Here is a 23742-nt window from a genome sequence, read left to right on the forward strand (position 1 = left end):
GGCCGGGCACGTCCACCGGTTCGCGCCACACCCGGCCAACCCCGCCGCCCGGCCACCCCCGCCGCCCGGCGGCCCGCGTCTCCCCCGCCCCACCCGCCGCGGTCACGGAGCATGTTGGGTACGATCGGCGGCGCCGCGACTGGCGAGGGTGGGCCACCACCGGGAAGCGGCACGCACACCTTCGGACGCGTCGACCGCCTGGGCGCCTCGGATCAGCGCACGCGACCGAGGAGGACCCGGATGGAACTGCGGTACGGACTCAACCCCCAGCAGCAGCCGGCACATGCCGTATCCGTGGCGCCGGGGCCCGGCCCGCTGCGGGTGCTCAACGGCGAACCGTCGTACATCAACCTGCTGGACGCGCTGGCCGGTTGGCAGCTCGTACGGGAGGCGGCGGGCGCGCTCGGGCGGCCCGCGGCGGCGTCGTTCAAGCACGTGTCGCCCGCGGGCGCGGCACTGGCCGGCCCGGTGGACGCGGACACCGCCGCACGCTACGGCCTCGGGACGACCGCGCCCGGTCCGCTGGCCGGTGCGTATCTGCGGGCCCGGGACGCCGATCCGCGGTCGTCCTACGGTGACCTGGCCGCGGTGTCGCACCCGGTGGACGAGGAACTCGCCGAGCTGCTGGGCGGGTTGGTCTGCGACGGGATCGTGGCACCCGGTTACGCGCCCGGCGTGCTCGCCACGCTGAGCCGCAAACGGCGCGGCCGCTTCCTGGTGTTGGAGGCCGACCCCGGGTACGTGCCGCCGGCCGCCGACAGCCGCGAGGAGTACGGGCTGCGGCTGAGCCAGGCACGCGACGACGTGCCGATCTGCGCCGGCCTGCTGACCGACGTGGTGTGCGGCGAGCTGCCGCGAGCAGCCGCCGACGACCTGCTGCTCGGCCTGGCCGTGGTCCGCCACACCCAGTCCAACTCGGTCTGCTATGTGCGGGACGGGGTGACGCTCGGCATCGGCGCGGGCCAGCAGTCCCGGCTGGACTGCACCCGCCTGGCGGGCCGCAAGACGCACACCTGGTGGATGCGCCGCCACCCCGCCGTACGCGCCATGGAGTTCAGGCCCGAGGTACGCCGGCAGGACCGGGTGAACTGGCAGGTGCGGTGCGCCGAGGGCGACTTGACGCCGTACGAGGCCGAGGCGCTGCGCGGGGTGCTGGCCGGGCCGCCGCCGAGCGCGGTGCTGCTGCCGGACGGCGGTGAGCGGCAGGCGTGGCGGGAACGGCTGACGGGGGTGGCGTTCGCCTCGGACGGGGCGCTGCCCTTCGCGGACAACGTGGAGCACGCGGCACGCTACGGGGTGCGGTGGATCGCCGAGCCCGGCGGGTCGATCCGCTCGGACAAGGTCGTCGAGGCGTGCGAGCGGCAGGGAATGACCCTGGTGCGGACCGGACTTCGGCTCTTCCGGCACTGATCAGCCCCGGCGGGAGCGGAGTCGGCGACCGGGTCACGGGCCGAAGGCGCCGTGCCGTCCCTCGCCCGCGGTGAACCGGGCGGCGCCCGCGGCCATCTCGGTGAGCGAGACCTGGCCGTGGGCGAACTCGGCGGCCAGCGCCTCGGGTTCGGGCCGGCCCTCCTGCTCCAGCAGGGACAGCCGGTCCTCGCGCAGGCAGGTCTGCGGGAACGCGGCTATCCGCGCGGCCAGTTGCTCGGCCGCGGCGCGGGCGGTGCCGGTCTCGACCAGCCGGTCGGCCAGGCCGATGGCGTGTGCCTCGGCCGCGTCGACGGGACGCCCGGTGAGGACCAGGTCCATCGCCCGCCCGGCGCCGATCAACCGGGGCAGCCGTACGGTCCCGCCGTCGATCAGCGGCACTCCCCAGCGGCGGCAGAACACCCCGAACACGGCGTCCCGTTCGACCACCCGCAGGTCGCACCACAGGGCCAACTCCAGCCCGCCCGCGACCGCGTGGCCCGCGACGGCGGCGATCACCGGCTTGCCCAGCCGCATCCGGGTGGGGCCCATCGGGCCGTCGCCGTCGGGCGCGAGCCGGTTGCCGCGCTCGGTGCCGACCGCCTTGAGGTCGGCGCCCGCGCAGAACGTGCCGCCCTCGCCCCACAGCACCGCGACGGCGGCGTCCGGGTCGGCGTCGAACGCACGGAACGCGTCCGCGAGCGCCTGCGCGGTGTCCCGATCCACGGCGTTGCGCGCGTGCGGCCGGGACAGCACCACGGTGGTGACCGGACCGGAGCGCTCGGTGCGAACGGCCGGCCTTGGCGGCACGGGTGGCACGGGCCCTACGGGTGGTACGGGCGGCAAGGGCACGGCGCGGACTCCTCGTCTACGAGTGCGGGCTCGTTCGGCTGCGCGCGCTCGGCCGTCCCGCCCAGCCGTAACGGACAGTTGCGCTCGGACAGTTGTGTTCGGCTCAGTTGTGCTCGGCTCAGTTGTGCTCGGACAGCAGCACGGCGACCGTGCCGGGTTCGAGCGCGCGGAAGACGTGTGGCACGTCTCCGGGATAGCTGATGTAGTCGCCGGGGTACAGCTCGACCGGGTCGTCGGTGATGCCGACCATGGCGCGGCCGGTGCTGAGCACCACGTGCTCGATCAGTCCGGGCATGTGCGGCTCGGACTCGCGGTCGCTGCCGGGCTGCGCGGAGACGACGTAGATGTCCCGGCGGGCGTGCGGCGGGCAGGACGCCAGGAGCGTGGCGACGTAAGAGGAGTGCTCGGCGGTGAAGGTGGGGCCCTCGCCGGCGCGGATCACCTCGACCCGGGGGCGCGGCGGGTCGACCAGCTGGGCGAAGGGCACGTCGAGAGCCACGCTGAGCGCCCACAGCGTCTCCACGCTCGGGTTGCCGGTGGCGGATTCGAGCTGGGAGAGGGTGGACTTGGCGATGCCCGCACGGCGCGCGGCCTCGGCGAGGGAGAGCCCTGCGCGCCGCCGCTCCTGTTGCAGCGAGGCGGCGATGGCGGCGATCGGGGGGCCGCCGCGTGGTCTGTCCTCCGTCGGCATACCGGATGGCTCCAGATTCGTTCGATGGAAAAGTCATGTCGTTCGGCTTGACGAACGGCAATCTACTATGTTCATTCTATACGGTGATCCGTTCGATTTGGCGAACCCCCGAGAAGGACCTGGCGGACCTGCTCCGCGACATCGCCCTGGTCTGCGTGGCCGACGCGCTCGTCGGAGTGTCCTTCGGCGCGATCGCGGTCGGGCTCGGCCTGCCGCTGTGGCTGCCGATGCTGATGTCGGTGGTGGTGTTCGCGGGCGCCGCGCAGTTCCTCTTCATCGGGATCGTGGGGGCCGGCGGCAATCCGGTGGCCGCGCTCGCGGCGGGCCTGCTGGTCAACGTGCGGCACGTGCCGTTCGGCTTCGCGGTCGGGGACGTGCTCACCGGCACCGGATGGCTGCGCCGGATCGCGGGCAGCCATGTGATGGTCGACGAGACGGTGGCGTTCACGCTCGCCCAGCGCACGCCGGCCCGGCGCCGTACGGCGTACTGGCTGTGCGGGGCCGGGCTGTTCACGGCCTGGAACCTTGGGGTGGTGGCCGGCGCGTTCGGCGGCCGGGCGGTCGGCGACACCGACGCCTTCGGGCTCGACGCGGCGTTCCCCGCGGTGCTGCTCGCCCTGCTGCTCCCCTCCCTCGACCGGGCCGGCAACCGGCGGGCGGCGCTGGCCGGGGTGGCGGTCGCGCTCGTCACGACACCCTTCCTGCCCGCCGGGCTGCCGGTACTGCTCGCGCTCGCCGGCGTCGCGGCCGGGCTGCCGTACGACGCGAAGCCCGCTCCCGCGGCGGCGACCGAGGAGAAAGCGGCCGAGGAGAAGCCGGCCGAGAAACAGCCGAACGAGGGTCAGCCGAACGAGCAGAAGGCGAGCCGATGAACACCGGGCTCCTGATCGCCACGGCGGTCCTGGGCGCGGGCACCTTCGCGTTCCGCTTCGCCGGACCGGTGCTGCGCTCCCGGATCACCCTCTCGGCCCGGGTCGAGCAGTTCATGGCCACCGCCGTGGTCGTCCTGCTGGCCGCGCTCGTGGCCACGTCCGCGCTGACCGAGGGCCACGGTTTCTCCGGTATGGCGCGCACCGCCGGAGTGGCCGTCGGCGTGCTCTTCGCCTGGCGCCGCGCCCCGTTCGCGGTGGTGGTCCTGGCCGCGGCGGTCACGGCCGCGGTCCTGCGCCTGCTCGGCGCGAGTTGAGCACAGCCGAGCCGAACACGGCACGAGACGACCGAGGTACGAGCTGAGCGCGGCACACGAGTTGAGCGCGGCACAAGTGGCGCACAGTACGCATCGAGCGCGGCGCGAGCCGAACGCGGCCGGGGTGTGCGGGTTGCGCGGGGCCAAAGCGTATGGCCGGTAGGGGAGGTGACAGAGGGACGACAGATCGTGTTACCTGTCATGTCTCCGTCGATTCATGGCCGACGGGCACCGTCTGGACGGAGCGACACCCCCACAGGAGGACACGTGACCGGTCGGTTGATCCGCCGAGCTTCCCTACGCATTCGCGCCGCGCTACTGGGCGTTCTGACGCTGTGCCTCGCCTTCACCGTCGCCGGTGCCGGAGGCGGCGCCGCGTCCGCCGCCGACACGGACTCGCTGCCGTTCTCCGGCAGCACCGGCTCCGGGCTGCACAACACCTACGACCCGGGCGCGTTCACGTACCTCGCGCAGTCCCTGGACACCGGGACGTCGATGATCGAGCTGGACGTCTGGGACGACTTCGTCACCCAGGAGTGGAAGGTCAGCCACTCCAACCCGCTGGGCAACAGCAACAACTGCGTGGACGCGTCCTCCCCCGCGGACCTGTACACCGGGGGCGCCAACAAGGACCTGGAGAGCTGCCTGGACGACGTGCGGGTGTGGCTGGGCGCCCACCCGGGACACGGGCCGCTGATCATCAAGCTGGAGATGAAGGCCGGTTTCCAGAGCACGTTCGGGATGGGCCCGGCCAAGCTGGACCAGTCGATCAGCGCGCACCTGGGCAACCTGGTCTACAAGCCGTCGGACCTGCTGGCCAAGCCGGGTGGCGGCCAGTACGCGTCACTCGACGAGGCGGCCGGCGCGGGCAACTGGCCGACCCGTCAGCAACTCGCCGGCAAGGTGCTGCTGGAGGTGATCCCCGGCACCGTCGAGGAGTCCAACCCGACGGACACGCTGTGGACCGACCAGGAGTACGCCGACTACCTCCAGGGGCTGCAGAGCCAGGGCAAGCTGTCGCAGGCCAACGTCTTCCCCGCGGTGCACAACGCCCAGGCCGGCGACCCGCGTTCGCGCTACTCCGACGCCTCGATCCGCCCCTGGTTCGTGGTCTTCGACGGTGACGCCGCGACCTACCTGAACGGCAGCATCGACACGAGCTGGTACGACACCCACCACTACCTGCTCATCATGACCGACGCGCAGAACGTGCCGCCCACCCTGGACGACACCAACCCGACGTCCGCGGACGCGCAGGCCCGGGTCGCCCAACTGGCCAAGGCCCACGCGTCGATCGCGTCCAACGACTGGACCGGCCTCACCGACGTCCAGTCGACGGTGCTGCCGCGCGGCTGACCGTCAGGACTCCAACCGGCGCACGGACGAAGCGCGTTGGGAACCGCCCGGCCCACGCACGGCTCACGCGCCGGTCGGGCTGAGGTGGACGGCCGCGAGTTGCCAGCGGCCGTCCACCTCCACGATGGTCTGGGTGATACGGAACCGGCCGTCCGCGTCGCGCCCGTCGAAGACGCTCTGCTGGCCCTGGACGCCCACCGCGACGGCGGTACGCCCGTACTGACGCAGCGTCACCTCATCCCAGGTGAAGTCGTCGTGCACCAGGGCGCCCGACGCGTAGCGGTCGAGCCACTGCGCCTTGCCCAGCACGAAGCCGCGCGGGCCGACCGCGGTGAAGTCGTCGGTGAGCAGGGCGTCGAGGGCGGCCACGTCGCCCAGCCGCTCAGCCTCGGCCCAGCGGTGGCCGAAGTCGGCGAGCCCGCCGCGGCGTTCCGCCTGCGACTTCGACTCCGACTCCGACTTCCACTCCGGCTCCCGTACCTGCGGTGCCGCCGGCATCCCTGACGTCTCTGGCATTCTGGCCTCCGTTGCACGTGTGCCGCCCCCGCGGGGTCTCACCATGAAGACTCCCGCGGGCGGGGGTTCGTGACATCGGCCGGCGGTAGGCAACCGCGCTACTCCCAGCGGAACCACCGGGCACCGGCCTGCGTACTCCCGCAGGAGTAACGGCCGGAACGGGGCCGGGGCAACGGGCGGGGCCGGGGCAACGGGGGCGCGGCCGTGGGACCCTCGCGCCGGGTCCCGGCGGGCGCGCGGGCCTCAGCGGGCGAGCGACTGGCCGTCGCCCATCACGATCACCGGGTGGTCGGCGGGCAGCAGGGTGCGCAGCAGGGTCACCATGTGGGGCGCGGCGACGCTGACGCAGCCGTGGGTGGGGCCGCCGTGGTCGACGTGCACCCAGATGCCGCCGCCCTTGCTCGAACCGAGCGGCTGGGTGCCGTCGAGCGGGGAGGTACCGGGGACGCGGTTGTAGTCGATCGCGATGACGTAGTCGAACGCCTCGTCCAGCGTCTCGCCGTCGAAGCCGACGCCGCCGGCGTGGAAGCTCGACGAGTGGTCGTAGGGGAGCTTGGTGCCCGGGTCGGCGTCGAAGCCGCCCGCGTCGTGCAGGGTGAACACGCCGATCGGGCTGTGCAGGTCGCCGGCGTGGTGGTCGGTGGTCCAGCCGTCCTTGGCGTTGTGCGCCGCCCAGGTCGCGCCGGGGTGCCAGTGGCCGTCGGACAGCCGGGACCACAGGGTGACCAGGGAGCTGGACGAGTCCTTGGCACGGCCGGACGCCACCAGCACCTGCCGGCTGCTCGCCGGGATCTGCGCGCGGGTCTTGGGCCCGAGCCCGGGGATGGTGGACGGCATCGGGTCGGACGACGGCGAGGCGCTCGACTTGGCGTGCGCGGGCGCGCCGGCGGCGGGGTGGCCGACGGCGGTGTCCCGGTTGTCGGCGGACTCGGTGCCGTAGTGATCGGTCGCCACGTAGCCGGCGCCGAGCAGGGCAAGGCCGACGGCCGTGACCGACACGGCGATCGCCACCCGCTTCGCGGTACGGCGCGGCCGCCGGTGCCGACGGGGGCCACGGTCGTCTTGGCTGGGACGCTGGGCAAGCGCGTCAGGAGGAGCGGCAGTCATCGGCACGATCCTCGCAAACCCGGAGTGGGAGTACATCATCCAACCCCCGCCAACGTCCGTTTCGCCCTACAAGTCACCTTCGTGGCGCACAGATGTGCGGACTTCGCGCGACCTTACTCCGGGTCACATCGGCGGCCCGCGTGGCCAGGTGACGTCGCCGGGTCGGATCATCGGGTCAATTCACCGGAGCCGCCGCGGGTCCGCGACACCGGCCGGTCCCCGTTGCCGAGTCGAGTCGGCGGGCCGCGCCACCGGTCCGGTTCGCGGTCCGCTCGACCGACTCGCTCCGGTTCGCGGTCCGCTCGACCGACTCGCTCCGGTTCGCGGTCCGCTCGACCCGCTCGCGCCGACGGGTACGCGGGAGGCGAGGGCGCCGGCCGCACGTACGCACGCACACACCCGGCAGCCGCCTCGCCCGCCCCAACCCGCCGGGCGGTCAGGCCGAACGCAGCAGCGCGTCCGCCAGTTCACGCGGGCGGCTGAGCGCGACCAGATGGCCGCCGGGCAGTTCCTCGACGTCGATGCCGAGACGTTCGCGGGCCAGCCGGCGCTGGAACTCCAGCGGGAAGAAGCGGTCTCCGCGCCCTTGCAGGAAACGGGTCGGCACGTCCGGCCACGCGGCCAGCGGCCAGGGCTGCGCGAACACCCCGGGCGGCGGCCCGGCCGGCTCCCCCGCGAACGCCTCCTCGGTCAGCGCATCCGGCACGTCGTGGAAGAAGTCGGTGCGCGGGTCGAACTCGGCGTCGGTGCCGGTCCGGCCGAGCACCTCGGCGTACTGCTCGCGCGCCTCGGCCTGGCCGACGTTGCCCCACCACTCCCCCGCGCTCTCGCCGGGCGCCGGCACCATCGCGTTGACCAGCACCAGCCGGTCCACCGGCAGCGGCCCGCAGACCAGCGGCGCGGAGAAGCCGCCGAGCGACTGCCCCACGACCACCAGCGGCGCCTCCGGCCCGGCCGAGCCGTCGGGCACGGCGGCGTGCACGGCCGCGGTGATCGCCTCGGCGAAGTCGTCGAGGCTCGCGGTGTCGTGGGACGGCAGGTCGAGGGTGACCACCGCGTGGCCGCGCTCGCGCAGCAGCGGCGCCACCAGGTGCCAGTACCAGGCGGTGCCGTCCGCACCGGGGACGAGTACGTACGTCGCCATCGATTCCTCTCCCGTGCTCCCACCGCGCGCGGCCGGTCGACCGCGAGCGCCCCTGAGCCGACCACCGCCCGGCCGCCGGCCGATCGGGCGCCGCCGCGCTTCGAACCGGTGTCCGACCCGCGGCTCCCCACTGTGGATCAGCCAACGGGCCGGAGCAAGCACCGGCCTTCGCGGTGTGCCGCGCCGAACGGACCTGCCGCGGCAGCCGGTTGGGCGGGTACGATATGGTGCGTTCCACCCCGAACGGCCCAACTCGCCTGCCCCGGGCGCCGGTCAGCTCACCCCGAACGTGATCCGGTACCCCGCTTCCCCCTTGCTGGTGAACGTGCTCGTCGCGTCGTCGTCCACGTAGGAGTACGCGAACGGCTCTGCCTTCTTGAACAGCGCCGCGTAGTCCACCGGCCATTGATCGGGCCGGCACTTGTCGCGCGGCGCCCACGCCCCGCGGCAGCAGTACTGGTCGGTGCCGAAGACACCGCAGGGCGACTCGCAGCCGACGACCCGGCCGGCGGCCTTCACCCGGAGCGCGGCCGGGCAGTCGACCGGGTGGGTGCAGCCCGCGGCGGAGCACCCGGAGGCGCTGATCGGGTCCTTCGTGGAGCCGCCGACGAGGTTGATGAACATCGGCAGGTTGGAGCCGTCGACCAGGCTCACGTCGTAGAAGTCCAGACCGTCCCACGCGTTGAGGTTGAACTCCGCCAGCGAGGCGGGGATTTCGCCGTAGCCGGGGCACTGGAGGCGGCCGTCGCAGTCGCCGGTCTCGCAGTGGCCGCGGCCGGCCGCGTCGAAGGAGCAGCCGGTGCGGCCCCAGAATCGGCCGTTCCAGTGGTCGGGCACGCGGACGGAGAGGCTACGGCCGGGCGGCAGCACCCAGCCGGTGGTGGCGAGCGCGGGCTGAGCGGTCTGCTGGCCCGCGCCGACCCACACGGTCTGCCGGACGTGGTTGACGAAGGTGAAGACGCGGGTGCCCGCGGTGGGGGCGAGAGCGGAAGGGGCGCCCGAGCCGACCGACGGCGAGGACTTCGGCCGGGCGCCGCGCGACGGTTCGGCGGGCGTCGGCCGCGCGGACGATGCCGGCTTCGACGGCGACGCGGTGTGAGGCGCCGTCGTCGGCACGGCTCCTGCCGGCGTCGAGAAGGTCGAGGAGGCGGACGGGCGCGGCGCGGCGGCCGTACGCCCGTCCGCCGCCGAGGACTGCCGCCCGCCGCCGCCCGCCACGACGTACACCGCGACGCAGACGCCGACGACGGCGATCACCGCCGCCGACCACGCGGCGCCGCGCCGACGGCCACGCCTGCGCCTGCGCCCGCCTCTGCCCCTGCTCCCCATCGGCTTCCTCCCGCTTCACGCTTGCCGCGGCCGGTTCACTCAGGAGACGGCGGGCGCGGACGGCGGATAACGGAAACCGCGGCGCGCAGGGGGGTGCGGGAGGAGGGAGGAGGGCGCGGACGGCGGTCGGCGGTCGCGGGTCGGCGGAACGCGGGACGGAAGGCGTCGGAACGCGGCGGAAGGCATCGGAACGCGGGCGGAGGAAGGCCCACGAGGCCCCGGCAGGCGCGGGACCTGCGCTCATCGACGGGGCCGCCGGATGGCCGGCCGAGCACGGCTGGGAGAATCCTGGGAGAATGCTGTGCACGGCACGGCGCCCGAGAGGGTCGCAGGGCCGATATCCGCCGCATGTATACCCCATGTGTATAGTGCCTGCCGGACCCGCCCGAGCAGGTCCTCCATCACCATGAGGGGGAACTCCGACATGCGCACGACCACGGCGCGCCGAGCCCGCGCGCTGACCACGCTGCTGGCCGCCGCCACCATGGCCTTCACCCTCACCGGGTGCAACGGCTACGACAGCACGTCCCCGGCCGCCGCCCGCAAGCACATGGCGAAGAGCGGCCCCGCGGCGTTCGCGACCGACGCGAAGGGCACGGTGGACTGCCGCAAGGTCAAGTGCATCGCGATCACCTTCGACGCCGGGCCGAGCGTGCGCACGCCCCAGATACTGGGCATCCTCAGCAAGTACCACGTGCACGCGACCTTCTTCACGCTCGGCAAGAACCACGTGATGAAGCACCCGCAGATGGTCAGGGACATGGTCGCGCAGGGCCACGAGGTGGAGACCCTGACCTGGAGCCACCAGATCCTCACCAAGATCAGCTCGTCCGAGGTCCGCAAGGAGATCACCGAGGGCCGGGACGCGGTGCACAAGGTCGCCGGGGTGACGCCGACCCTGCTGCGCCCCCCGCAGGGCCGGACCAGCAGCAAGGTCACCAAGATCGCCAAGGAACTCGGCATGTCGGAGGTGGTCTGGAACTCCAACGGAGCGGACTACAAGACCACCGACTCCAAGCTGATAGCTTCCCGGATACTCAAGTCGGCCAAGCCGGACGGGATAATCCTGCTGCACGACCTGGTCGACAAGACGAACAAGGGCTACAACGGCACCGTCGCATCCATCGCCCCGATCATCTCCACGCTCCAGGCCCGCGGTTACACCTTCGTCACCGTCAAGCAGCTCCTCGCGCCGGGGACGCCGCAGGCGGGCAAGGTCTACAAGTGACCCGGTGATCCTGTGACCCGGCCGCCGCACGGCCCCCAACGGGCGATCGACGTCCGGGCGATCGACGTCGGAGCGATCGACGTCGGAGCGGCCGACCCGCGGCCGGCCGCCACCCGCCGTCAGCCGTAGACCACGGCGAGCCAGCTCTCGGCATCGCGGGTGAGCGCGGCGGAGGCGGCCTCGGAGCCGGCGCCGCGCTCCGCGCCCGGGGCGAAGTCGTGGATGGACAGGCCGACCGTCGCACCGAAGCGGTTGCGGCCGAAGATCCGGTACATCGCGTCCTGGGTGCGCAGCCCGATGAAGTACGGGTTGCGGTAGTCCAGGACCGCGGCGGCCGGAGCGGACGCGCCGGGCAACGTCACCGTCACGGTCTCCCCGACAGCCGTCCCGGGCGCCAGGCCCAGCGCGCGGGCCGCGGTGTCGAGCGCGTCGGGCGCACCGGCCGCGGCCGGGCCGTCGGCGGTCGCGAAGACCGCCTGGCGGCCGGTGAAGTGCGTGACGTACTCGCGCAGGGTGTGCAGGTAGAAGTCGTTGTGCTTGTCCGCGCCGTCGTACTGGTTCGCCCAGTCGTCGACGAAGATGCCGCTGTGCACGTACCGCAGCCGGCAGCCGCCGCCCTCCAGCGGCTCGATCACGTGCTCGAGCTGGTTGAAGGTCTGCTGGGAGATCCCGGCCACGTCCTCGGTGCGCGCGGTGAGGCGGTGCGGCGGCTCCCACACGGTGACGGTGCCGCCGAAGGGGGCGGCGCCGCCTTCCTTCGGTTCGTACTCCATCGGCCACAGCCAGCCTGCGGTGCCGGTGGTGATCGCGTCCCACACCTCCTGCGGGCTCGCCGCGATCTCCAACTCCTTGACGATCTCGAACCGTTCAGACATCTTTGCCACTCTCACCCTTCTGAAGGGGCGTGCCGACCGTGTAGACCACGTGGTGCACACCCGATCCGAACATCCGTGACTCCGCCACCGTCAGCGGGATCACCGGCAGTCCCTCCTGGAACAGCCGTTTGCCGCGGCCGATGACCACGGGGTCGACCAGCAGGTCGAGTTCGTCCACCAGGCCGCGGGCCAGCAGCCACCGCACGAGCGTGGCGCTGCCCATCACGCTGATCGCGGCGCCGTCACGCCGCTTCAACCCGGCGATCTCAGCGGCCAGTTCCTCCTGGTCACCGCCGCCGAGCAGGGTCGAGTTGTTCCACTCCACCGTGTCGAGGGTGCGGGACACGACGTACTTCGCGACGCCGTTCATGTGCTCCGCGCCGGGTGCGTCGGGCATCGCGGGCCAGGCCGCGGCGAAGCCCTCGTACGTCCTCCGGCCGAGCAACAGCGCGTCGGAGCGGGCCATCTGCGCGGCGACGGTACGGGCCATGTCGTCGTCGAAGTACGGCCCGTGCCACTGGTCGGGAGCCTCCATCACGCCGTCGGCGGTCAGGAACTCGGTGACGATCAGCTTTCTCATCGCGACTCCTCAGGGGACTCGGGGCGCTCGCGGCGCTCGGAGCTTTCGGCCGGGGCGGCTGACGGGATCTCGGCCACCGACTCGCCTGCCGGGCGGGCAAGTTCGGCCAGCGTCTCGGGCTTGACGGTCGGATGGAGCGCGACCACGACGCGGTGCGGGCGGCCGCCCTCCGCGTCCGGGTCGTGGTACTTGGCCACCAGGGCGCTGACCCCGCGGGTCAACTCCTCCACGAACGCGGCACGTTCGGCCGCCGAGGCGAAGCGCACCTCCGCGTCGAGCGCGTAGGTGGCCACCCGCTGCCGGGCCCGGCTCGCGCCGGTGATCAGCGCGCCCACGTCCCGCACCAGCCGCGCGGCCACCGCCAGCAGCCACCGCGCCGACAGCTCGTCCCGGGCCCGGGCCGGGTCCGGCTGCACCGCGGCCAGCGCGCTCGGCGAGATCACGTACGAGGCCGCCGTCGCCCGCATCATCCGCTCGGTGACGTTGCCCTTCCTGCGCTCCCCCGCCAGCTCCACCAGTCCGTGCCGCTCCAGCGCCTTCAGGTGGTAGTTCACCTTCTGCCGCGGCAGGTCCACCCGCGCGGCCAGCATCGCCGCCGAGGCCGGCCCCTGCCCCAGCTCGGCCAGCAGCCGGGCCCGTATGGGGTCCAGCGAGGCGGCGGCCGCCGCCGCGTCCTCGATCACCGTCACGTCCAACATGTCCCCACCGTCTCACCGAAAACTTTTTTTGTCCAGCGCGTTTTGGTTGTCGGTGAGTCGGGGGCCGAGGCGGGCGTACGCGCGGGCGTCGCGTGGACGCGGCGCGGGGATCGGCTGGACGCCGAGGCGGGCGTACGCGCGGACATCGCGTGGACGCGGCGCGGGGATTGGCCGGACGCGCGGGCCGGGCGGGGGCGAGGGCGGACGCGCGGGCCGGAGGGAGGCGCGGCGCGGGTCGGCCGGGCCAGACAGAGGCGAAGGCGCACACGCGGGCCGGGGATCGGCTGGACGCGCGGGCCGGGCAGAGCCGGGCCGGGCCGGACAGAGGCGAAGGCGTACACGTGGGCCGGGGGAAGCGGGGCGCGGGGGTTGGCCGGTCGGCGGCGTGATATTCAGTCGTCGGAAAGCTTCGCCGGGGCGGCCGGCCGGGCGCGGCGACGGCATGGACGGAGGTGGCCGCGCATGGCGTGGTGGAGGCTGCTGCGGGCGCGCCGACCCGAGGGGGCGACGTTCCTGCTGCGGCGACGGAACAGCAGTCCCGGCATCGACCGCTCGTACGGCGACGCGCGGCTCGTCGCCATGCGGGCGGCCGCGCTCCAGGGTGGCGCCGAGCGGTGGCCCGACATCCGCGGCCATCTGGCGGCGGCCGAGGGCCACGAGGATCTGACCTTCCTGGTCGAGGGGGTCCAGGACGTCGCCCATGTCGAGCGGTGGATCGCCGAGGTGGTCGCCGCCGACCCCGACGACACGCTGGCGCTGCTGGTCTCCGGCGCCCGCTACGTCGCGTCGGCCTGGCAGGCGCACAGCGGGTACGAACCCTCTTCCGTGTCGGAGGAGCAGCGGGAGGTGTCCCGGGAGCGGCTGCTGGTCGCCGAGACGCAGCTGTCCGAGGTGGCCGAGCGCGAACCGTCGTGGGCGGCGCCCTGGTACTTCCTCCAGGTGAGCGGCCGTGGTCTGCGGGTCGGGCAGGAGGAGGCGGAGCGCCGGTTCGAGGCGACGTGCCACCGGGCGCCGGGCCATGTGGCCGCGCACCGGCAGCAGTTGCGGCAGTTGAGCGTGAGGTGGGGTGGCTCGCGGGACCGGATGCACGCCTTCGCGCGGCAGGCCGTGCTCGCCGCGCCCGACGGCAGCGGGCTGGGTCAACTCGTCGCGCAGGCCCACCTGGAGGACTGGCAGGAGGCCGGCGGCGATCCGGACTCCACCCTGCTGCGGGCCCCGGAGGTGGTGCGCGCCCTGCACGAGGCGGGCGCGCGCTCGGTGCACCATCCGGCGTTCGTCCGGCGCCGGGACTGGGCAGTCGGCGTCAACACCTTCGCGCTGGCGTTCTCGCTGGCAGGTGAGAACGAAGCGGCCCGGGCCATGTTCCGGATGGTGCGCAAGCTGCCCACCGAGATGCCCTGGCGGTATCTCGACGAGCGCTCACCCGTCGCGCCCTTCCTCGCCTGGCGCGCCCGCGTCGGCGCCTGACCGGCCGCCGGCCCGTCGGGCGCGCACGCCGTCGTCGGCGGTCCGCTGGACCCGTTGGCCGCCCCCGCGCGGGTTCGTGGACCCGTCGCGCCGCGCTCAGGCCGCCGGGCCCGGGACGCCCGAAGCCTCGCCCGGGACGCCCGAAGCCTCGCCGGGGACGGTCGGCGCCGGGCCGTACTCCCGCATCGCCCACTCCACGACCGCCTCCAGGTGGGCGTGGTGCGCCCCTTTCCAGTAGACGCGTTCGCAGGCGGTGCAGCGGGCGAAGACGTCGTAGGACTTCTGGGTGCCGTCGCGCAGCCGGTCGCGGACGGTGTCCTTGTCCGCGGCGGCGAGGGTGCCGTTGCAGGCCACGCACCGGGTCCAGGGCGCCAGGGGCGGCGCGAACCGGCCGAGCACGTCGCGCAGTTGCTCCTCCGGACGGTCGCTGTAGACGTACCCGCCGGCGAAGATCTCCCGGCGGCGCAGCAGTCCCCGGTCCCGGGAGAGCATCACGCGCCGCTCCTGCGCGGACCGGCGGGCGAGCGCGGGGTCGCCGATGTCCTCGTTCTCGTACGCGGCGTCGACGCCGAGCAGCCGCAACCGCCGTGCCAGCGTGCCCAGATGGACATCGAGGAGGAACCTCGGCGGCGGGTCGGGGATCTGCTGCGGCCGCCGCACCGCCTCGACGGCGACCTCCTCGCCCGCCACGGGCACGTGCCCGACGGACACCTCCCGGCCGTCCACCCGCAACCGGCCCACCTCGGTGAGCGGGATGCCGAGGGACTCCACCACGTGCCCGAGCGAGGACGCCCCGTCCGTCGCCACTTCCGCGACCGCCCCGCGTCGCTCGGCCGCCACGAACACGTGCAGTTCAGGGGCGATGCGCACGCTGATCCGCGGCAGGCCCTCGGTGTTTCGCCTCACCCCCTCAGCATCCCACCGCCGCGCTCCCGCCTGCCACGCCTTTCCGCCCCACCGCCGGGCGCCGGTAACCAGCAGGGGACGCTTTCGGGGCTGTCGGTGGGTCCGCTTACGATGGCCGGATGGAGATCAGGAAGACGCGCTTCGACCACCCGGACGCGATACGGCTGAACGACCTGGTGCAGTTGGAATACGCGGAGCGGTACGGCGACGGGGACCTGACCCACATGGCCGCGGACCACTTCGACCCGCCGCAGGGCCTCTACCTGCTGGGGTACGACGCGGACGGGAAGCCGGTGGCCAGCGGCGGCTGGCGGGCGCAGGACGCCTCGCCGGAGGGCTTCGAGGACGGCGACGCGGAGATCAAGCGGATGTTCGTGGTGCGGGAGGCCCGCGGCCGTGGCTACGCCCGGGCGCTGCTGGCCGAGCTGGAGGCCACGGCCGCGGCGGCCGGCCGCACCCGGATGGTGCTGGAGACCGGGCAGAAGCAGCCTGAGGCGATCGCGCTGTACGAGTCGTGCGGGTACCTGCCGGTGGCCAAGTTCGGCTACTACCGGTACGAGGCGCTGAGCGTGCACCTGGGGAAGCCGCTCACCGCCTGACGCCCGGGGCCGTCGCTGGGACCACGTGCCGGCGCCCTTCCCGTTGCGTTGCCGTTGCCGTTGCCAGGGCGTCCTCCGGCGCGCGGTCCGCTCACCTCGTACCGAGTGCTCGGCTCAAGCCACGCGGCACCCGCTCACCTCGTGGCGCGCCGCGCGCGCCGCCGGCCGCTCCACCGCCACAGCAGCGTGCACACGCCGCCCACCACGAACGTGATCAGCAGCGCCAGCCACAGCGGCATCTTCACCTCGGGCACGATCAGCCGGATCTTCACCCGCTGGGTGTTCTCGAAGATGAACACGAGAGCCAGCGCGCACAGCACCAGAGCGGCGATCCGGCGCGGCGTCAGCATCTCCCGCACGCGGCCGCCGCCGGCCTTGGCCGCCTTGTCGGTACTCATCGCGCCCACCTGCTTCCGCTCCACGGTCGCCCCCGGTCTCCATGGTCGCCGCAGTGACGGCCGCGGGGGCCGCGGGGCGAGCCGAACGGGTGATCGCGGCCCCGCCGTCAGGCCACCCGCTCGACGTCATGAACGCAGTTCCTCGTACACCGCCATCACGCTGCGGGCCTGCTGCTCCACCTGGTCGTCGACCGGCACCCAGCGCGGCCGGTAGGCGGCCTCGTACGCCTCGCACCAGGAGTCGACCAGGCGGGTCACGGCGGGCAGCGCGGCGATCCGGCGCAGCATCGCGGCGGCGCGCAGCGGGATGCGCTGTGCGTAGACCTGGATGCTGGTGACGCGCGCGGTGGTCATCTCCGGCAGCGGGCCCGCGCTCGCGGGACGGACCGCCGGGTCCCATTCCGCGCTCAACTGGGGTCCTATGCCGACGAGTTCGCGTACGGTGCGGAGCATCGGGCCGTCGGCGCCGATCGTTCGGGGGTCGATCCGCGCCAGCATCCTCGCCACGGTGGGCAGATCGCGGCGCAGCGCGGCCCCGGCGGTACGCAGGGCCCGGTCGGCGTCAGGATGCGGGGTGGTGTCGGCGGCGCGGTCGCAGGCCCACATCGGCACCTCGACGATGGCGGTCACCCCGTCGTACCGCTCGGCGTGCGCCCAGGTGGAGTGGGCGCCGTCGCCGGCGGCGGGGTCGGACGTGGGCGGCATGACGTAGACCCCCGGGCCGGGGCTCGGCCACTGGAAGGCGTCGGAGGAGCCGCTCTCCAGCGGGATGTCGAGTTCGGCCGCGGACTTGCCGATCCGCTCGGCCACGCCGGGCACGTCCCGGGTGAGCTGTACGAAGCTGCCGCCGACGTCGATGCCGTGCAGCGAGCACTGCAGCACCGGTCGCAGCCGGTCGAGGAGCCCGACCAGGGTACGGGTCTCGGGCAGTGCCGCGGAGCGGACGGTGCCGTCGTGCGGCAGCCACTCGGGTTGCTCGGCGGCGCACGGCCGGAAGAAGTGCTCGTAGTGCCGACGCAGCGTGTAAGGCCCAGGTAACCAGGGCTCGTTGAGCGCCGCGCCGTCGGGGTCGATGCACAGCAGGAAGTGCCAGGTGCTGCCGTCGCCCGCACCGGACCTGCATGTCTCGGCGATCCGCTCGGCCAGCCGCAGGACGGTGGCGCCGCCCACCGCGGCCTCGTTGGCGTGCGGTCCGGCCACCACCAGGACGTTGCGCGGCCCTTGACCCACCGTCAGCATCAGCAGCGGACGGCCGGCTCGCGATCTGCCGACCTCCCCCAGCCGGCACAGCCCGCGGTATCTCAAAGTGAGTCGACGAGCACCATGAGTGACGTCGGCTGTCGTCGGATATTGCTCTCCCGTCACCGCAACCCCCTGCCGCGGACCCCCGAGCCCGCACCCCGCATGACGACTTCGAGTTCGGTTCCGTCAGTAGGTCACGCCCCGCGCAAAGGTGTCAACGGTGCTACCGACACCGTTCCCGAGCTGTGCCGCGGGCGCCGCCAGCGCACGCGGCACGGCGCCGTGCCGGCGGGCCGCGGTCGGGCGCGCGCCCCGGCGCGGCGGCGGGCGCGCCGGCGGATGCGGGACGCCGGCGCGGGAACCCGACCGCGACCGCGCCACGCGCCTCGGCCGCGGACAAGGCGCAGCTCAGCAGCAGTGCGTCGCGATGTCCCGCCGGCTCACCACCGGGCCCCTCGCCCGCGCGGCCCGGCGCCGGCGACCGCACCGGAAGCACCCACCAGAGCCTCTTTCCGGCCACCGCGGACACCCGCGCCCGCCCCCCTGACACGGTCGGCCGGGCCCCCGGGCCTTCCTGACGGTGACCGGACGAGCTACGGCAGATACGCCGGTCCGACGACGGCGACCGCCGCAGGCACGATACGCAGCAGACCGGGAACCGGAACGGGAGGGAACGCATCAGGCGGTGGCGGGCCTGGCCCGGTTCGCCCCCGAAACCCGCGGCCGGACCGGGATGCCGCCGGGCGGACCGGACCCGTACCAGGCGGACCGGGACCCGTACCGGAAGGACCAGGATCGGACCGGAACGGATCGGAACCGTACCGGACGGCCGCTGGTGGCCCCGGGCGGGCGCGGGGCCGCCCGGGCGCCGTGGCTTCAGGCCGGTTCGGCCGATCTGGCGGCGGGGAGCGGCGAGTTGAGGAGAGCGGCGAAGCGGCGCCCGGACGCGGACCACTCCTCCGCAACCTGCCAGCCGGCGGCGCGGGCGGCCGCGCGCAGGGCGCCGGGGCCGAGCCGGGCCCACGGGAAGTCGACGCCCTGCCGGCCGCGACCGTCCTCGACGCGTACGGTCAGCCGCTCGTCGACCTCGTGCGGCGCGGCCTCGGCGAGCAGCCGGCCGCCCGGAGCGAGGACCCCGCGCACCCGGCGGAGGAGGGCCACCGGGTCGCCGCCGATGCCGATGTTGCCGTCGGCGAGCAGCGCGGTGTCCCAACGGCCCTCCGCCGGCAGCCGGTCGAAGACGGAACGGCGCAGCACCGCTCCCCCGGCGCCCCTGGTGCGTTCGACGGCCACCGGGTTCACGTCCAGCCCCAGCACCGGCATACCGCGGCGGGCCGCCCCCGCGACCAGGCGCCCAGGGCCGCAGCCGATGTCGAGCACCGGGCCGCGGCAGCGTGCCAGCAGCGTGCGGTCGGCCTCGTCCGGCGGCGCGCACCAGCGTTCGACCTCCAACGGCAGCAGCCAGCCGTCCGCCCGGCGCAGGAACAGCGGACCGCGCCCCTGGGCCAGCGCCCGGGCGTACGGGTCTCCGCCCCACGTGGGCGCGGGCGCCGGCGGCGCGGCGGTGCGGCTCATCGCGGTTCTCCCGTGCGGGAGCCGGCCGAGGCTGCGGCCGGTGCGGCGGGCGGCGGGCAGGCGGCTGCCGGGCGCGTCGCCGGCACGGTGGGGGCGGCAGGGCCGGTCGGCAGGGTGGTCAGGGCCGGCGCGGCGGGCTCCTGGAGCACGGCGGACATGTCCCGGACCGCGTGCCAGGTGCCGCGCCAGGTACCGGTGACCTTGGAGCGGCCCGACCGCGGGGTGTACGGCACGTCGGCCTCGGTGATCCGCCATCCCGCGTCGGCCGCCCGTACGACCATCTGGAGCGGGTAGCCGCTGCGGCGGTCGGTGAGTTCCAGGTCGAGCAGCGCGGCGCGGCGGGCCACGCGCATCGGCCCGAGGTCGTGCAGGCGCAGCCCGGTGCGGCGCCGGACCAGCCGGGCGAGCTGGAGGTTGGCCAATCGCGCGTGCGGCGGCCAGGCGCGCGGCGAGGTGGGCCGGCGGCGCCCGAGCACCAGGTCCGCGCTCCCGGCCAGCACCGGCGCGGCCAGTTCCTTCAGCAGCGCCGGGTCGAGGGAACCGTCGCAGTCGCAGAAGCAGACGAGTTCGGCGGTGGCCGCGCGCAGCCCGGCGTCGCAGGCGGAGCCGAACCCGCGCACCGGCTCGCGTACGACGAGGGCCCCCAGCTCCCCGGCGATCCGCGCGGAGCCGTCGGTGGAGCCGTTGTCGACCACGATCGCCCGCCAGCCGGGCGGGATACGGCCCAGGACCCAGGGCAGGGCGGCGGCCTCATCGAGGCACGGCAGGACGATGTCGGCGGCGGGCGCTGGCTTGGTCACCCGCTTCACCCTAGGGACGCCGAACGGACATACCGGATGCGCGGTCCTTACGAAACGCGGACGGCGGGGCCCTGCGGGCGCCCGGCCGTGGTCACTGTCAGTGGTGGGTGCCAGACTCGGGAACATGAGCAGCGCACCCGTATCCGTATCGCCGACGCCGCCGCGTGACGCGCGGCGGCGGGTCCTGGTCGTGGACGACGACCCGACCGTCGCGGAGGTCGTCGCGAGCTATCTGGACCGGGCCGGGTTCGCGGTCGAGCGGGTCGCGGACGGTCCGTCGGCGGTGGCGCGGGCGGCGGCGATCCGGCCGGATCTGGTGGTGCTCGATCTGATGCTGCCGGGCATGGACGGTCTGGAGGTGTGCCGGCGGCTGCGCGAGCCGGGGCCGCTGCCGGTGGTGATGCTCACCGCGCGTGGCGACGAGGACGACCGCATCCTCGGCCTGGAGGTCGGCGCGGACGACTACGTGACGAAGCCGTTCAGCCCCCGCGAGCTGGTGCTGCGCGTGGAGTCGGTGCTGCGGCGGGCGGGCAGCCCGCCTGCGGCCGGCCCCTGGCTGCGGGCCGGGTCGCTCGCGCTGGACCCCGCGGCCCGGCGCGCGCTGCGGCAGGGCGAGGAACTGGCGCTGACCATACGCGAGTTCGACCTGCTCGCCTTCTTCCTGCGGCACCCCGGCCGCGTGCTGGGCCGCGAGGAGCTGATGCGCCGGGTGTGGGGCTGGGAGTTCGGCGACCTGTCCACGGTCACCGTGCATGTCCGGCGGCTGCGCGAGAAGGTCGAGGACGACCCGGCCCGGCCCCGGCTGATCAGCACGGTGTGGGGGGTGGGCTACCGCTTCGACCCGGCCGACGTCGGTGCTGCCGTCGGTGCTGCTGCCGACGGCACGGGCCCGGCCGCGGGTACGGCCGAGGGCGCGGGTACGGACGAGGGCGCGGGTACGGACGAGGGCGCGGGTACGGACGAGTGCGCGGGTACGGACGAGTGCGCGGGTGCGCACCTGGCAGGCGAGGGGGACGCGGGGCCGGCGCCGGACGGGACCGCGAGCCCCCCGAGCGAGGTGCGCGATGCGTGACGTCCTGCTGATCGCCGCCTATGCGGCGATGGGCGCCGCGGCGGCCGGGCTGCTGGGCGCGCTGGCGCTGCGGCTGCTGCGGAACCGCTCGGTCGCGCTGTCACTCGCCGTGGTCGCCGCGGTGACCGTCGCCGCGATGCTCGCGGGCACCCTGTCGGTGGCGTGGGCGATGTTCCTGTCCGAGCACGACCTCGGAGTGGTGACCACGGTGTGCGCCATAGCGGCGGTGGTCTCGCTCGCGGTCGCCCTGATCCTGGGGCGGCGGGTGGTGGCGGGCAGCCGGGCGCTGACCGAGGCGGCCCGCGCCTTCGGCGACGGCGGCCCCTTCGCCGCCCCCGCCCAGGCACCCACGGCCGAACTGGCCGATCTGGGGCGCGAACTGGCCGCCACCAGCGCCAAGCTGGCGGCTTCCCGGGAGCGGGAGCGCGCCCTGGAGGCGTCCCGGCGCGAGCTGGTCGCGTGGATCTCGCACGACCTGCGCACCCCGCTGGCCGGGCTGCGGGCGATGACCGAGGCCCTGGAGGACGGCATAGCGGAGGACCCCGCGCGCTACCACCGGCAGATCCGCGCCGAGGTGGACCGGCTCAGCGGCATGGTCGGCGATCTCTTCGAACTCTCCCGCATCCAGGCCGGGGTGCTCGCGCTGACGCCCGCCCGTATGTCGGTGTACGACCTGGTGGGCGACGCGATCGCCGGCGCCAACCCGCTCGCCGCCGAGCACGGCGTACGGCTGGTCGGCGACCGGGTGGAGCAGGTGCCGATCGAGGTGGACGGCCGGGAGATGACCAGGGTGCTGGCGAACCTCCTGGCCAACGCGATCCACCGCACCCCCGCAGACGGAACCGTGGCGGTCTCGGCCCGGCACGACTCGGCCTCGCACTCGGTGGTGCTGTCCGTCACCGACGGCTGCGGCGGCATCCCGGCGGACGACCTGCCGCGGGTCTTCGACACCGGCTGGCGCGGCACCGGCGCGCGCACCCCTCCGGCCGGCGCCGGCCTCGGACTGGCCATCGTGCGCGGCATCGTGGAGGCCCACCACGGTCGCGCCTCGGTGCACAACGTGCCGGGCGGCTGCCGCTTCGAGGTCCTGCTCCCGGCAGCGGGATGACCCGAGGCCGCCCGGCCGACGACCGCCCCCGGTCCTGCGCCGCGGCCCGTCCTGCGCCGCCGGCCGTGACCACCGCCGGCCGTGACCGTTACCGCCCATGACCGCTGCCGCCCATGACCGCTGCCGCGCGGGCCGCACCCTGGGCGACGGCCTTGCCGTGAGCACGGCCGGCCCGTGATCCTGGTGCGGTGCCCGGTCAGCGGAAGCGGAGACGTCAGCGGCTCGACGCGAGCCGTCGGGCCGCCGCTCGCACGGCCGCCGGCACGGGCCGCTGGGACGTGGTCTTCGAGACTCAGGACGAGCGGGAGTGGCGCGCCCGGCTGCCCGAACTGCTCGCCGGGGACGAGCCGATCGACCCCGCCATGGCCCGGATCGACACGCTCTGTGGCCGGCTGGCCCAGCCGACCACCTACCGGTTGAGCGTCTTCGTGCCCGACCCCGCCGGTGGCCGGCCTCGTACCGACCCGGCTCGCTGATCCCGAACGGCCCTTGGCCACGTCGGCCGTGCGGCCGACCCCGCGCGCCCGTTACCGGCCGGCGGTACGCGGCACGCGGGCCGGCCGCCCGGCCCGGAACACCCGCGCACCCTCATCACGCCAGCGCGGGCACCTCCATGGTGAGCACGGGCCGGGCCGCCGCCGGGTCGCCGGGCGCGCCGGGCGGAGGCGCGTCGAGGACCGCCGGGACGCCCAGCGGCATCGTCAGCGTGGACGCGCAGTGCCCGAAGCCGAACTCCTCGACCACCGGCACCCCGAGCGGCCCGAGCAGGTCCACCAACAGGTCGCGCACCGCGTCGTAGGGCCCGCAGTCCGCCCAGGAACCGAGCACGACCGCACCGACCCCGTCGAACCAGCCGGCCCGCAGCAGTTGGGTGAGGTAGCGGTCGAGGCGGTACGGCTCCTCGCCGACGTCCTCCAGCAGGAGGATGCCGCCGGCCGCCGACGGGCGCGCGTACGGCGTGCCGAGGTCGGCGGCGAGCAGGGACAGGCAGCCGCCGAGGGTGACGCCCTCGGCCCGGCCGGGGACGAGGGTGCGGGCACCGGCCGGGGCCAGCACCTGCACCGTCTCCGGCTCGAACAGGGTGCGCCGCAATCCGTCGCGGGTCGGGGCGTCGTCGAGGAAGGTGGCGGCCGCGGCCATCGGGCCGTGCACGGTGGCCAGGCCGAGCCGGGTCGCGACGGCCTCGTGCAGGGCGGTGATGTCGCTGTAGCCGATGAGCGCCTTCGGGGGCGCGGCCCGCATCTCGTCCCAGTCCAGCAGGTCGACCATCCGCTGCACGCCGTAGCCGCCGCGGGCGCAGAGCACCGCGGTGGTGGTGGGGTCGCACCAGGCGTCCTGGAAGTCGTCCGCCCTGGCCTGGTCGCTGCCGGCGAGGTAGCCGGAGCGGTGGATGTCCAGGACGTGCGGGGCCACTTCCGGCTCCAGGCCCCAGCCGCGCAGCACCTCGACACCTGCCGCGAGCCGGTCGGCCGGTACCGGTCCGCTGGGGGCCACCACGGAGATCCGGTCGCCCGGGCTGAGCCGGCGCGACCGGATCAGCGCGGGCACGGGGACGCCGACGACATCGGCGACCCGTCGCAGCCGTTCGGTCATGAGGTCGGCTCCT

25 protein-coding genes and 1 riboswitch are annotated in these 23742 nt (G+C 74.4%); of the genes, 10 read left to right on the top strand and 15 right to left on the bottom strand.

The window, feature by feature from the left end:
• Positions 1 to 125 precede the first annotated feature (125 nt).
• A riboswitch (ZMP/ZTP riboswitch) is annotated at positions 126 to 211 on the top strand.
• Positions 212 to 240: 29 nt separating this feature from the next.
• Entirely contained in the window at positions 241 to 1410 is a 1170-nt protein-coding gene (locus tag OG896_RS07095; RefSeq protein ID WP_329363453.1) for a phosphoribosylaminoimidazolecarboxamide formyltransferase, read from the top strand.
• A gap of 33 nt (positions 1411 to 1443) precedes the next feature.
• Here the strand turns inward: OG896_RS07095 and OG896_RS07100 are convergent, their stop codons facing one another.
• Together OG896_RS07100 and OG896_RS07105 are read right to left on the bottom strand one after the other, a co-directional pair.
• Positions 1444 to 2217 (bottom strand): crotonase/enoyl-CoA hydratase family protein, encoded by a 774-nt coding sequence (locus OG896_RS07100; RefSeq protein ID WP_329363455.1) that lies wholly within the window; start codon positions 2215 to 2217, stop codon positions 1444 to 1446.
• A 160-nt stretch (positions 2218 to 2377) separates the two neighbouring features.
• Positions 2378 to 2950, bottom strand: coding sequence for a helix-turn-helix domain-containing protein (locus OG896_RS07105; RefSeq protein WP_328471076.1), 573 nt, complete (start codon positions 2948 to 2950; stop codon positions 2378 to 2380).
• An 83-nt stretch (positions 2951 to 3033) separates the two neighbouring features.
• On the opposite strand from OG896_RS07105, the gene OG896_RS07110 reads away from it, so the two are divergent.
• The 3 genes from OG896_RS07110 to OG896_RS07120 all read left to right on the top strand — a co-directional run bounded on the left by OG896_RS07110 (position 3034) and on the right by OG896_RS07120 (position 5492).
• Positions 3034 to 3822 (top strand): AzlC family ABC transporter permease, encoded by a 789-nt coding sequence (locus tag OG896_RS07110; protein WP_443056954.1) that lies wholly within the window; start codon positions 3034 to 3036, stop codon positions 3820 to 3822.
• On the top strand, positions 3819 to 4136 hold the full coding sequence (locus tag OG896_RS07115) for an AzlD domain-containing protein (protein WP_329363458.1): 318 nt from the start codon (positions 3819 to 3821) through the stop codon (positions 4134 to 4136). The genes OG896_RS07110 and OG896_RS07115 overlap by 4 nt, the downstream gene beginning before the upstream one ends.
• A 267-nt stretch (positions 4137 to 4403) precedes the next feature.
• A complete protein-coding gene (locus tag OG896_RS07120) occupies positions 4404 to 5492 on the top strand; it encodes a phosphatidylinositol-specific phospholipase C domain-containing protein (protein WP_329363460.1) in 1089 nt (362 codons plus the stop codon).
• A gap of 63 nt (positions 5493 to 5555) precedes the next feature.
• On the opposite strand, the gene OG896_RS07125 is transcribed toward OG896_RS07120, so the two are convergent.
• The 4 genes from OG896_RS07125 to OG896_RS07140 form a co-directional block, all read right to left on the bottom strand.
• The gene (locus OG896_RS07125; protein WP_329363461.1) at positions 5556 to 6008 is read right to left on the bottom strand and encodes a nuclear transport factor 2 family protein; all 453 of its coding nucleotides are present in this window, start codon (positions 6006 to 6008) and stop codon (positions 5556 to 5558) included.
• Between the two features lie 243 nt (positions 6009 to 6251).
• Entirely contained in the window at positions 6252 to 7019 is a 768-nt protein-coding gene (locus OG896_RS07130; RefSeq protein ID WP_329363463.1) for a L,D-transpeptidase family protein, read from the bottom strand.
• A gap of 532 nt (positions 7020 to 7551) precedes the next feature.
• Positions 7552 to 8259, bottom strand: a complete 708-nt coding sequence (locus OG896_RS07135) for an alpha/beta fold hydrolase (RefSeq protein ID WP_329363464.1) — start codon at positions 8257 to 8259, stop codon at positions 7552 to 7554.
• A gap of 273 nt (positions 8260 to 8532) precedes the next feature.
• Positions 8533 to 9516, bottom strand: coding sequence for a thaumatin family protein (locus OG896_RS07140; protein ID WP_329363465.1), 984 nt, complete (start codon positions 9514 to 9516; stop codon positions 8533 to 8535).
• A gap of 496 nt (positions 9517 to 10012) precedes the next feature.
• Between OG896_RS07140 and OG896_RS07145 the strand changes: the two genes are divergently transcribed.
• On the top strand, positions 10013 to 10816 hold the full coding sequence (locus tag OG896_RS07145; RefSeq protein ID WP_329363467.1) for a polysaccharide deacetylase family protein: 804 nt from the start codon (positions 10013 to 10015) through the stop codon (positions 10814 to 10816).
• A gap of 119 nt (positions 10817 to 10935) precedes the next feature.
• On the opposite strand, the gene OG896_RS07150 is transcribed toward OG896_RS07145, so the two are convergent.
• Genes OG896_RS07150 through OG896_RS07160 form a run of 3 tightly spaced genes read right to left on the bottom strand, consistent with a single transcriptional unit; the run spans position 10936 to position 12969 of the window.
• A complete protein-coding gene (locus OG896_RS07150) occupies positions 10936 to 11691 on the bottom strand; it encodes an SRPBCC family protein (RefSeq protein WP_329363469.1) in 756 nt (251 codons plus the stop codon).
• On the bottom strand, positions 11684 to 12271 hold the full coding sequence (locus tag OG896_RS07155) for a dihydrofolate reductase family protein (protein WP_329363471.1): 588 nt from the start codon (positions 12269 to 12271) through the stop codon (positions 11684 to 11686). The genes OG896_RS07150 and OG896_RS07155 overlap by 8 nt, the downstream gene beginning before the upstream one ends.
• A complete protein-coding gene (locus tag OG896_RS07160; RefSeq protein ID WP_329363473.1) occupies positions 12268 to 12969 on the bottom strand; it encodes an ArsR/SmtB family transcription factor in 702 nt (233 codons plus the stop codon). The genes OG896_RS07155 and OG896_RS07160 overlap by 4 nt, the downstream gene beginning before the upstream one ends.
• A gap of 462 nt (positions 12970 to 13431) precedes the next feature.
• On the opposite strand from OG896_RS07160, the gene OG896_RS07165 reads away from it, so the two are divergent.
• Positions 13432 to 14436, top strand: a complete 1005-nt coding sequence (locus tag OG896_RS07165) for a hypothetical protein (RefSeq protein ID WP_329363475.1) — start codon at positions 13432 to 13434, stop codon at positions 14434 to 14436.
• A gap of 96 nt (positions 14437 to 14532) precedes the next feature.
• Here OG896_RS07165 and OG896_RS07170 read toward each other — a convergent pair whose 3' ends face one another.
• Complete coding sequence (locus OG896_RS07170) at positions 14533 to 15342, bottom strand: Mut7-C RNAse domain-containing protein (protein WP_329363477.1); 810 nt, start codon at positions 15340 to 15342, stop codon at positions 14533 to 14535.
• Positions 15343 to 15461: 119 nt separating this feature from the next.
• On the opposite strand from OG896_RS07170, the gene OG896_RS07175 reads away from it, so the two are divergent.
• Positions 15462 to 15941: a GNAT family N-acetyltransferase gene (locus tag OG896_RS07175; protein ID WP_329363479.1), complete on the top strand. Its 480-nt coding sequence runs from the start codon at positions 15462 to 15464 to the stop codon at positions 15939 to 15941.
• A 134-nt stretch (positions 15942 to 16075) separates the two neighbouring features.
• Here the strand turns inward: OG896_RS07175 and OG896_RS07180 are convergent, their stop codons facing one another.
• The 4 genes from OG896_RS07180 to OG896_RS07195 form a co-directional block, all read right to left on the bottom strand.
• On the bottom strand, positions 16076 to 16339 hold the full coding sequence (locus tag OG896_RS07180) for a LapA family protein (RefSeq protein ID WP_329363481.1): 264 nt from the start codon (positions 16337 to 16339) through the stop codon (positions 16076 to 16078).
• 126 nt (positions 16340 to 16465) lie between these two features.
• Positions 16466 to 17704 (bottom strand): M14 family zinc carboxypeptidase, encoded by a 1239-nt coding sequence (locus OG896_RS07185; RefSeq protein ID WP_329363483.1) that lies wholly within the window; start codon positions 17702 to 17704, stop codon positions 16466 to 16468.
• A gap of 753 nt (positions 17705 to 18457) precedes the next feature.
• Positions 18458 to 19156, bottom strand: coding sequence for a class I SAM-dependent methyltransferase (locus OG896_RS07190; RefSeq protein WP_329363485.1), 699 nt, complete (start codon positions 19154 to 19156; stop codon positions 18458 to 18460).
• Complete coding sequence (locus OG896_RS07195) at positions 19153 to 19965, bottom strand: glycosyltransferase family 2 protein (RefSeq protein WP_329363487.1); 813 nt, start codon at positions 19963 to 19965, stop codon at positions 19153 to 19155. The genes OG896_RS07190 and OG896_RS07195 overlap by 4 nt, the downstream gene beginning before the upstream one ends.
• A gap of 115 nt (positions 19966 to 20080) precedes the next feature.
• On the opposite strand from OG896_RS07195, the gene OG896_RS07200 reads away from it, so the two are divergent.
• The 3 genes from OG896_RS07200 (at position 20081) to OG896_RS07210 (ending at position 22612) form a co-directional block, all read left to right on the top strand.
• The gene (locus OG896_RS07200) at positions 20081 to 21028 is read left to right on the top strand and encodes a response regulator transcription factor (RefSeq protein ID WP_329363489.1); all 948 of its coding nucleotides are present in this window, start codon (positions 20081 to 20083) and stop codon (positions 21026 to 21028) included.
• The gene (locus OG896_RS07205) at positions 21021 to 22136 is read left to right on the top strand and encodes a sensor histidine kinase (RefSeq protein ID WP_329363491.1); all 1116 of its coding nucleotides are present in this window, start codon (positions 21021 to 21023) and stop codon (positions 22134 to 22136) included. The genes OG896_RS07200 and OG896_RS07205 overlap by 8 nt, the downstream gene beginning before the upstream one ends.
• Positions 22137 to 22324: 188 nt before the next feature.
• Positions 22325 to 22612, top strand: a complete 288-nt coding sequence (locus tag OG896_RS07210) for a hypothetical protein (protein ID WP_329363493.1) — start codon at positions 22325 to 22327, stop codon at positions 22610 to 22612.
• A gap of 115 nt (positions 22613 to 22727) precedes the next feature.
• Here the strand turns inward: OG896_RS07210 and OG896_RS07215 are convergent, their stop codons facing one another.
• Positions 22728 to 23729 carry a S66 peptidase family protein gene (locus OG896_RS07215; protein ID WP_329363495.1) on the bottom strand — a complete coding sequence of 334 codons (1002 nt, stop codon included), beginning with the start codon at positions 23727 to 23729 and terminating at the stop codon, positions 22728 to 22730.
• Between the last annotated feature and the right edge of the window lie 13 nt (positions 23730 to 23742).

It is taken from the genome of Streptomyces sp. NBC_00669, from assembly GCF_036226785.1.
GTDB lineage: Bacteria > Actinomycetota > Actinomycetes > Streptomycetales > Streptomycetaceae > Actinacidiphila.

Bases quoted from the DNA above. Each gene is read 5' to 3' on its own strand.
- OG896_RS07180 (WP_329363481.1), bottom strand. From the start codon at position 16,339: ATGAGTACCGACAAGGCGGCCAAGGCCGGCGGCGGCCGCGTGCGGGAG.
- OG896_RS07115 (WP_329363458.1), top strand. From the start codon at position 3,819: ATGAACACCGGGCTCCTGATCGCCACGGCGGTCCTGGGCGCGGGCACC.
- OG896_RS07105 (WP_328471076.1), bottom strand. From the start codon at position 2,950: ATGCCGACGGAGGACAGACCACGCGGCGGCCCCCCGATCGCCGCCATC.
- OG896_RS07200 (WP_329363489.1), top strand. From the start codon at position 20,081: ATGAGCAGCGCACCCGTATCCGTATCGCCGACGCCGCCGCGTGACGCG.
- OG896_RS07125 (WP_329363461.1), bottom strand. From the start codon at position 6,008: ATGCCAGAGACGTCAGGGATGCCGGCGGCACCGCAGGTACGGGAGCCG.
- OG896_RS07215 (WP_329363495.1), bottom strand. From the start codon at position 23,729: ATGACCGAACGGCTGCGACGGGTCGCCGATGTCGTCGGCGTCCCCGTG.
- OG896_RS07095 (WP_329363453.1), top strand. From the start codon at position 241: ATGGAACTGCGGTACGGACTCAACCCCCAGCAGCAGCCGGCACATGCC.
- OG896_RS07205 (WP_329363491.1), top strand. From the start codon at position 21,021: ATGCGTGACGTCCTGCTGATCGCCGCCTATGCGGCGATGGGCGCCGCG.
- OG896_RS07190 (WP_329363485.1), bottom strand. From the start codon at position 19,156: ATGAGCCGCACCGCCGCGCCGCCGGCGCCCGCGCCCACGTGGGGCGGA.
- OG896_RS07155 (WP_329363471.1), bottom strand. From the start codon at position 12,271: ATGAGAAAGCTGATCGTCACCGAGTTCCTGACCGCCGACGGCGTGATG.
- OG896_RS07145 (WP_329363467.1), top strand. From the start codon at position 10,013: ATGCGCACGACCACGGCGCGCCGAGCCCGCGCGCTGACCACGCTGCTG.
- OG896_RS07175 (WP_329363479.1), top strand. From the start codon at position 15,462: ATGGAGATCAGGAAGACGCGCTTCGACCACCCGGACGCGATACGGCTG.
- OG896_RS07135 (WP_329363464.1), bottom strand. From the start codon at position 8,259: ATGGCGACGTACGTACTCGTCCCCGGTGCGGACGGCACCGCCTGGTAC.
- OG896_RS07150 (WP_329363469.1), bottom strand. From the start codon at position 11,691: ATGTCTGAACGGTTCGAGATCGTCAAGGAGTTGGAGATCGCGGCGAGC.
- OG896_RS07165 (WP_329363475.1), top strand. From the start codon at position 13,432: ATGGCGTGGTGGAGGCTGCTGCGGGCGCGCCGACCCGAGGGGGCGACG.
- OG896_RS07160 (WP_329363473.1), bottom strand. From the start codon at position 12,969: ATGTTGGACGTGACGGTGATCGAGGACGCGGCGGCGGCCGCCGCCTCG.